The 7,232-nt window shown below is 68.5% G+C and carries 6 protein-coding genes; 4 read left to right on the forward strand and 2 right to left on the reverse strand.

What is annotated here, in order from left to right; all coding sequences use genetic code 11:
* Positions 1-11 precede the first annotated feature (11 nt).
* Complete coding sequence (locus FNH08_RS39870) at positions 12-1,499, forward strand: GntP family permease (protein WP_152776413.1); 1,488 nt, start codon at positions 12-14, stop codon at positions 1,497-1,499.
* 114 nt (positions 1,500-1,613) lie between these two features.
* Positions 1,614-2,231 carry a hypothetical protein gene (locus tag FNH08_RS39875; protein ID WP_322726229.1) on the forward strand — a complete coding sequence of 206 codons (618 nt, stop codon included), beginning with the start codon at positions 1,614-1,616 and terminating at the stop codon, positions 2,229-2,231.
* A gap of 63 nt (positions 2,232-2,294) precedes the next feature.
* On the opposite strand, the gene FNH08_RS39880 is transcribed toward FNH08_RS39875, so the two are convergent.
* Positions 2,295-3,659, reverse strand: coding sequence for a M14 family metallopeptidase (locus FNH08_RS39880; protein WP_152776409.1), 1,365 nt, complete (start codon positions 3,657-3,659; stop codon positions 2,295-2,297).
* A 257-nt stretch (positions 3,660-3,916) separates the two neighbouring features.
* Between FNH08_RS39880 and FNH08_RS39885 the strand changes: the two genes are divergently transcribed.
* Together FNH08_RS39885 and FNH08_RS39890 are read left to right on the forward strand one after the other, a co-directional pair.
* On the forward strand, positions 3,917-4,456 hold the full coding sequence (locus FNH08_RS39885; RefSeq protein WP_152776410.1) for an ATP-binding protein: 540 nt from the start codon (positions 3,917-3,919) through the stop codon (positions 4,454-4,456).
* An 87-nt stretch (positions 4,457-4,543) separates the two neighbouring features.
* Positions 4,544-5,857, forward strand: coding sequence for an Nramp family divalent metal transporter (locus FNH08_RS39890; protein WP_152776411.1), 1,314 nt, complete (start codon positions 4,544-4,546; stop codon positions 5,855-5,857).
* Positions 5,858-5,904: 47 nt separating this feature from the next.
* Here the strand turns inward: FNH08_RS39890 and FNH08_RS39895 are convergent.
* On the reverse strand, positions 5,905-7,232 hold a 1,328-nt coding region (locus tag FNH08_RS39895; RefSeq protein WP_407704553.1), incomplete at its 5' end, for a hypothetical protein.

Below are 7,232 nucleotides of genomic sequence, written 5' to 3' on the forward strand. Positions count from 1 at the left end.
TGTCCCTCCCGCTGTCCTCCCCCCATCCGCTCGCAGCCACCGCGCCGGCGGCGGAGACGCCCCCGCACACCGGCGGTCTGCTGGCCCTCATCGACGGCACCGCCGGGCTCCTCACGGTCGCGGCCCTCGGGATAGTCCTGCTCCTCGTCCTGATCATCAAGTTCAGACTCCAGCCGTTCGTGGCCCTCCTGGCGGTCTCCATAGCCGTCGGCCTGGCGGCGGGCCTGTCCGTCACCGAACTCTTCGGCACGGTCCAGAAGTCGGACGCGGTGTCGACCATCGAGTCCGGCATGGGCGGCATCCTCGGCCACGTCGCGATCATCATCGGCCTCGGCACGATGCTCGGCGCCATCCTCGAAGTGAGCGGCGGCGCGGAGGTCCTCGCCTCCCGCCTCCTGAACCTCTTCGGCGAGAAGCGCGCCCCGCTCGCCATGGGCCTCACCGGCCTGATCTTCGGTATCCCGGTCTTCTTCGACGTCGGCATCTTCGTCCTCGCGCCGATCGTGTACGCGGCCGCCAAGCGCTCCGGCAAGTCGATCCTGCTCTACTGCATGCCGCTGCTCGCGGGCCTGTCCGTGACCCACGCGTTCCTGCCGCCGCACCCCGGCCCGGTGGCCGCCGCCGGACTGCTCAAGGTCGACCTCGGCTGGGTCATCCTCATGGGCATCGTCTGCGGCATCCCGGCCGTGTTCGCCGCGTGGGCCTACTCGGCCTGGATCGGCAAGCGGATCTTCGTCGCCGTACCGCAGGACATGGTGGAGGCCGCCGACGAGGCCAAGCGGGCCGTGCTCGACGAGCAGCGCGCGGCCGGCGTCGAGCCGCAGGAGAAGCCGGTGCCGCTCACCACGGTGCTCGCCATCATCGGTACGCCGCTGATCCTGATCCTCGCCTCCACGTTCTCCTCGATCGCGCTGGACCCGTCCACGGGCCGCTCGGTGATCGAGTTCTTCGGCAGCCCCTTCGTGGCGCTCACGATCGCCCTGTTCCTGGCCTACTACCTGCTCGGCATCCGCCGCGGCTGGTCCCGCAAGTCCCTGGAGACGGTGTCGACCGCCTCGCTCAAGCCGGTCGGCAACATCATCCTCGTCGTCGGCGCGGGCGGTGTCTTCGGCGCGGTCCTCAAGGCGAGCGGGGTCGCCCAGGCCCTTTCGGACACCTTCAACGACGTCGGCCTCCCCGTGATCGTCCTCTCCTACCTGATCTCGGTGGTCCTGCGTGTGGCCCAGGGCTCGGCGACGGTCGCGATCGTCACGACGGCGGGCATCGTGGCACCGCTCCTGTCCGAGGGCGACCACTCCCAGGCCTTCGTCGCCCTGGTGATCATGGCGATCTCGGCGGGCTCCATCTTCGCCTCGCACGTCAACGACGGCGGCTTCTGGATGGTCGCCAAGTACTTCGGCATCAGCGAACGCGACACCCTGAAGTCCTGGACGGTCCTGGAGACGGTGCTGTCGGTGGCCGGTTTCGTGGTGGCGGCGGTGCTGAGCATCTTCGTGTGACGCGTGGCGTGACGCGGTGTGACGCATGGCGTGACACATGAATCGCGTGTGTCGCGTGTAACGAACCAGGGGCTGGCTGTGCCCGGCACAGGATCGTCGACCATACTGCCCGCTGTGGAGCAGCGCATAGGTTCGAGCAGCCAGCCCCTGGAAGGCGCCGGATTCGACCCGGCCTTCATCCCCGGGCTCACCTCACCCGTGTCCGGCGAACCGGAGGACGCCAAGCCGAAGAAGGCGGTCAAGGGCCAGGCCGAGGCAGAGGCCGACGCCGAGGCCCCGGTCGAGGACGAGGCACCCGAGGAGCCCTCGGCCGAAGCCGAGAAGGCGGAGGAAGCCGAGGAGGCCGAGGACGCCGATGACGCTTCGGCCGAAGCCGAGGAAGCCGAGGAGAGCGAAGGGACCGACGAGGAGGCCGAAGAGGAGGAAGCCCCGGACGGCCCCGTCTTCGAGGCGTCCGACCGCCGCGCGAAGATCGTCGCGGACCACAAGGGCGTACGACTCTCCCTGGACGACCAGCACTGCGAGTTCCGCTGGGACGAGATCGGCGCCCTGGAGACCGAGACCCCGCGCTTCGGCAAGCGGTTCACGGTGACGGTGCACACCCCCGACAACCGCTGGTACCCGATCGAGATCGAGGCGAAGTCCAGGAGCGTCTTCCAGGAGTGGGAGACCCAGCTGGACGAGGTCCTGGACGCGTACTTCGACGAGAACGCGGCGGACGACGCCCCGTAAGGGGCGCGGGGAACTGCGCGACGGCTAACGGCCCCGCAGTTCCCCGACAACGTCACCACCCCATCAGCAGTACTGGGCCTCTTTCCCAATGGACCGGTACATGCAGTCCGCGTTCTCCAACAACTGCAGCACCGCGTCCCGGTTCCGTGACGTCTCCCGCTCGATGACCTCGTCGGGCGGGTAGAAACCACCCCCGCCGGCCGACGACGGATACATCTCGAAGGTGTAGCCGAAGATCTTCTGGTTGCCCCACAGCCAGTCGTCGATCGAGCCGTCCGTGATGTAGAGGTCGCTGGACTGCTCGGGCGTGTACCCGTTGCTGGCCGCCATCTTCTGGCCGACGGTCGCGAACGCGTTGCGGTCGTCCGCCGTCATGCCGGTGGTCGTGTCGGCGGTGGTGTACCCGAACGGCCAGAGCACCAGCTCGCTGTAGGTGTGGAAGTCGACGCCCGCCTTGATCTGCTGCTGGCCGCCCACCACCCGGCTGCGCACGAAGTCGGCGACGACCTTCACCTCGGGCGCGGACTCGGCGGACGTACCGCGGTACGTCTCCGACGAGGTGGACCCGGAGGAACCGCCGCAGCAGCCCCACCGGTAGTTCCAGTTCCGGTTCAGGTCCGTACCCACGGCCGACGAACCGCTGTTGGGCTGGCGGTTCTTGCGCCACGACCGGTAGGAACCGGTGGCGATGTCGTACTCGCCGCCGTCCGGGTTGAGGTCGGGGACGATCCAGATCTCGCGGTTGTTCACCATGTTGGTGACGCGGGAGTCGGACCCGTACCCGGCGCCGAGCTCACGGACGAGATAGAGCGCCATCTCGACGGTGAGGTGTTCGCGCGCGTGCTGGTGATGGGTGAACAGCACCTCGGGTTCGGACTCGTCGCTCGCGACGTTGTCACTGATCTTGATCGCGACGATGTCCCTGCCCTGGTACGACTTGCCGATCACGCGCTTGCTGATGATGTTCGGGTAGGCCGCGATCCGCTGGTCGATCTCCGCGTTCATCTCGGCGTAGTTGTGGTAACGCGAGTCGGCCGAGGGGAAGTCGAGGAGCCGTACGTCGTCCTCGCCGCCGGACCGGTCGGGTACGGCGCCCGCCGGTGTGACGTCGTATCCGAGTTGCCGCAGCTTCCTGACCTGGTCCGCGCGACCGGAGATGAAGACGGTGTGGTCGTCGGCGCTGTCGACGGTCACGCCCGCCTGTTGCAGTGCCGTACGGGACCTGGAGTCCGAGTGCATGGTGACCTCGTACTGACGGATGTCGTCCGCCGAGGCCGTGGGGCGCTGCGCGCTGGTCGCCGTGGCGTCGGTGGTGGTCGTCGCGGCGACGGGGGCAGCGAGGGCGATGGCCAACAGGCCGATGAGGGCGGCCGATCGGCGACCTGGTCCGTTGCGGCCGTCGGTCCTGCCGCGTATGCGGAGTCGCATGAAGTCTCCTAGTTTCTCCGGGGTGTGGAGCGGGGGGTGGTTCATTGCGACGTACGACTTCTGGTGCGGGTGTGGCGCTCATGGTGCGGGTATGGCATGAGCAGGTCAAGAGTGCGAGTGGCTGAGGCGAGGTGTTCGGCCTGTTCCTGGCGTGACCCCATACGCATGATTCCGTAGGTGCGCCTACGTTGTGCGTACGCGCGGAATCAAGCATTCCTCCGCGTGTGCCGAACGCCCGAAACGGATAACTTGGACGCATGCTGCGACTCTCAGGGGTATACGAGGCATACGGGACACACGAGGCAAGTAAGGGACAACTCCCCGAACTCTCGGAACTCCCCGAACTCTCCGACCACAGCCCCCAGTTCGGCACCCTCTCCACACTGCCGCTGGGCGCCGGCCACCGAAGCGTCGAGTACGACCCCTGTCCCTCCGCGGCAGGCCAGGCCCGCGCGGAGGTTCGAAGACAACTGGAGTGCTGGGGGCTCACCGAGCACAGCGAGACGGTGGAACTCCTCGTCAGCGAACTCGTGACCAACGCCCTGGTGCACGCCAGGAGTCGGCTGCGGCTGACGCTGACGGCGGCACACGGCGTGCTGCGCTGCGAGGTGTCCGACGCCGACCACCGCCGTCCCCGCGTGCGCCGGGTCAAGGAGACGGCGGAGAGCGGCCGGGGGATGTTCCTGGTGGACGCGCTCGCGCGGCGCTGGGGCAGCCACCAGGACGGGCAGGGCAAGACCGTGTGGTTCGAACTCGACACGTGCGGGTTGGACGGCTGCGGTGGGCGACGGCCGTAGCTCCCTCAACAGGGTCACTCCGACCACCGATTGCCTTCACCGCACGCCCTCTTGTGCCCTCGCCCTCTTTACGCTTTCTTGATCCGCATGGCTGACACCACGGACAACTCAACTACAGGGAAAGCCACTTCAGCCCCACGGAAGTCCAGTTGGAAGTACATCGGCCCCGGCATCGTCGTCGCCGCGACCGGCGTCGGCGCCGGTGACCTGGTCGCGACCCTCATCGCGGGCAGCAACTTCGGCTACACCCTGCTGTGGGCCGCGGTGATCGGCTGTCTCGTCAAGATCTCCCTCGCCGAGGCCGCGGGCCGCTGGCACCTGTCCACCGGACGCACCCTCTTCGACGGCTGGGCGAGCCTCGGCCGTTGGACCACCTGGTTCTTCGCCGTCTACACCGTGATCTGGGGCTTCGTGTACGGCGCGGCCGCGATGTCGTCGAGCGCGCTGCCGCTGCAGGCGCTGTTCCCGGACGTCATGGACCTCGAGTGGTGGGCCGTCGCCTGCGGGTTGGTCGGCCTGGTCTTCGTCTGGTTCAACAAGTACGCCGTCTTCGAGAAGGTCATGACGGTCCTGGTGGGCGTCATGTTCTTGGTGACGGTCTACCTGGCGATCCGCGTCACCCCGAACCTCCCCGACGCCTTCGCGGGCCTGCTCCCGGTCCTCCCCGACGAGAAGGACTCCGTCCTCAACACCCTCGGCCTGATCGGCGGCGTCGGCGGCACGATCACGCTCGCCGCGTACGGCTACTGGGTCAACGCCAAGGGCTGGACGGACACGGGCTGGATGAAGGTCATGCGCCTGGACAACCGGGTCGCGTACGCCACGACCGGCATCTTCGTGATCGCGATGCTCTTCGTCGGCGCCGAACTGCTGCACTCCGCGAACGTCGCCATCGCGAGCGGCGACAAGGGCCTGATCCAGCTCGGCGACATCCTGGAGGACGAGTACGGTCCGGCCACCGCGAAGTTCTTCCTGATCGGCTTCTTCGCCACCTCCTACACCTCGCTGATCGGTGTCTGGCACGGCGTGAGCCTGATGTTCGCCGACTTCGTGGCCCGCTACCGCACCCGCGGCGGCGAGCTGAAGGGCGAGGAGGTCGCCTCGGGCGAGCGGGAGCGGTCGTGGCCGTTCCGCGCGTACCTTCTGTGGCTGACCTTCCCGCCCATCGTGCTGCTCTTCCAGGGCGAGCCGTTCCGCCTGATCATCATCTACGGCGTCCTGGGAGCGGCCTTCCTCCCCTTCCTCGCGGGGACGCTGCTCGTGCTCCTCAACTCCTCGCGCACGCCGAGTCAGTGGCGCAACGGGCCACTGAGCAACGTGATGCTGGCCGTCGCTGGACTGCTGTTCCTGGTGCTGTGCGTGAAGCAGATCTGGGACCAGCCGTGGGCGGACTTCTTCTGATCAGTCGTGGGCGGAGTACGCCTGATCAGCCCGCCTGGTTCCTCTGATCATCCCGTCTGGACGAGCCGCTCCCACTCCTCACTCGTGGCGATCTTCCTGAGGTCCGTCATGCTGAGGGCGGGAGTGGCCCGGGTGGGAGCGGAGGCCTGGGAGCCGGAGTTGAAGGCGCTGACCACGACCCGCAGTCCGTCGGTGCGGAGGGTGTCGACGGTCCACATGACGAGCGCCGTGCCCTTGTCGTCGCCCGGGCCCTGCCGTGTGGTCACCTTGGTGCCGTCCGGCAGGACCTCGGCGTCGGGCCCGAAGAGCTGGTCCTCGACGTCCGACATGCCCGGCTGCACATTGATCTGCACGAACGTCCTGCCCTTGCCGTCGTCGACGACGACGAAGCCGTACTCGGACTCCTCACCCCCCTTCGAGACCACGTTGACGTCCTTGGGCAGCAGGCCGGCGAGAGTCTGCTGGATCGCCGGGCCGTCGGCGGCCGGAGGCTCGGCGGGCGCGGTGGCGGAGGCCGTTGGTGTCCGGTCCTCGGGGATGGCGTCCACAGCCGCACGCCACGCCTTGGCGGTGACGACCTTCTTCAGCTGCCCGGGGGAGAGCGGCGGATCCGGCCTGCTGATCGGGGCGTCCTTCTCGGCCGAGGCGTTCCACTCGCTCAGCGAGACGTGGTGCCCTTCCGGGGAAACGAGCTCGGCGTTCCACCGCTTGGTGTCCACGTGGCGGTCCGGGTACTCGTACCCCTGGAAGATCATGAGCAGTGAGCCGTCGGGTAGCCGGCTCGTGGAGCAGGCGTCGTACGGAGTGAGCTCCTTGGCCGGGCAGGTGGTCACCTCACGGGCCTGCCGGCTGCCCGGCTCGACCCGGTCCATGCTGATGCCGATCGCGGAGGGGCCCTTGCCGTCGTCGTAGACGAGACGCGCGGACGGACCGAGCCGCGCACCGGTTCCGCGGGAGTCCTCGCCGCTGAACTTCCCTTCGGGGAGCAGGCCCTTGAGCGTACGCAGCAGTTGGTCGCCCGACACCGGCCCGGACGGCGTGGCGGAGGCGGACGCCCTGGGCTTCGGGTCGCCCGCCACGGACTCGTCGCCGCCGCCCCCGCTCCAGGGCACGAGCAGCGCTCCGCCGATCCCCGCGAGCGCGACGCCGGCGACGCCTCCGGCGACGGTGGCCCGGCGCCGCAGCAGCAGCCTGCGGCCCCTCACCTCGCCGCCGGTGACCAGGGTGGCGCCGTCGGTCTCGAAGGCGTCGCCGGCCTGGCGCAGGGCGCCTCCGAGCCGGTCCTCGAAGGGGTCCTCGTGATGTTCGACGGGCATGGCGAACCACCGTTTCTGGAGGTACGGACGTGGGCTGGAGATGGGGGTGTGAGTGGGGG

The sequence above is a fragment of the Streptomyces spongiae genome, assembly GCF_009377185.1.
Classification (GTDB): domain Bacteria; phylum Actinomycetota; class Actinomycetes; order Streptomycetales; family Streptomycetaceae; genus Streptomyces; species Streptomyces spongiae.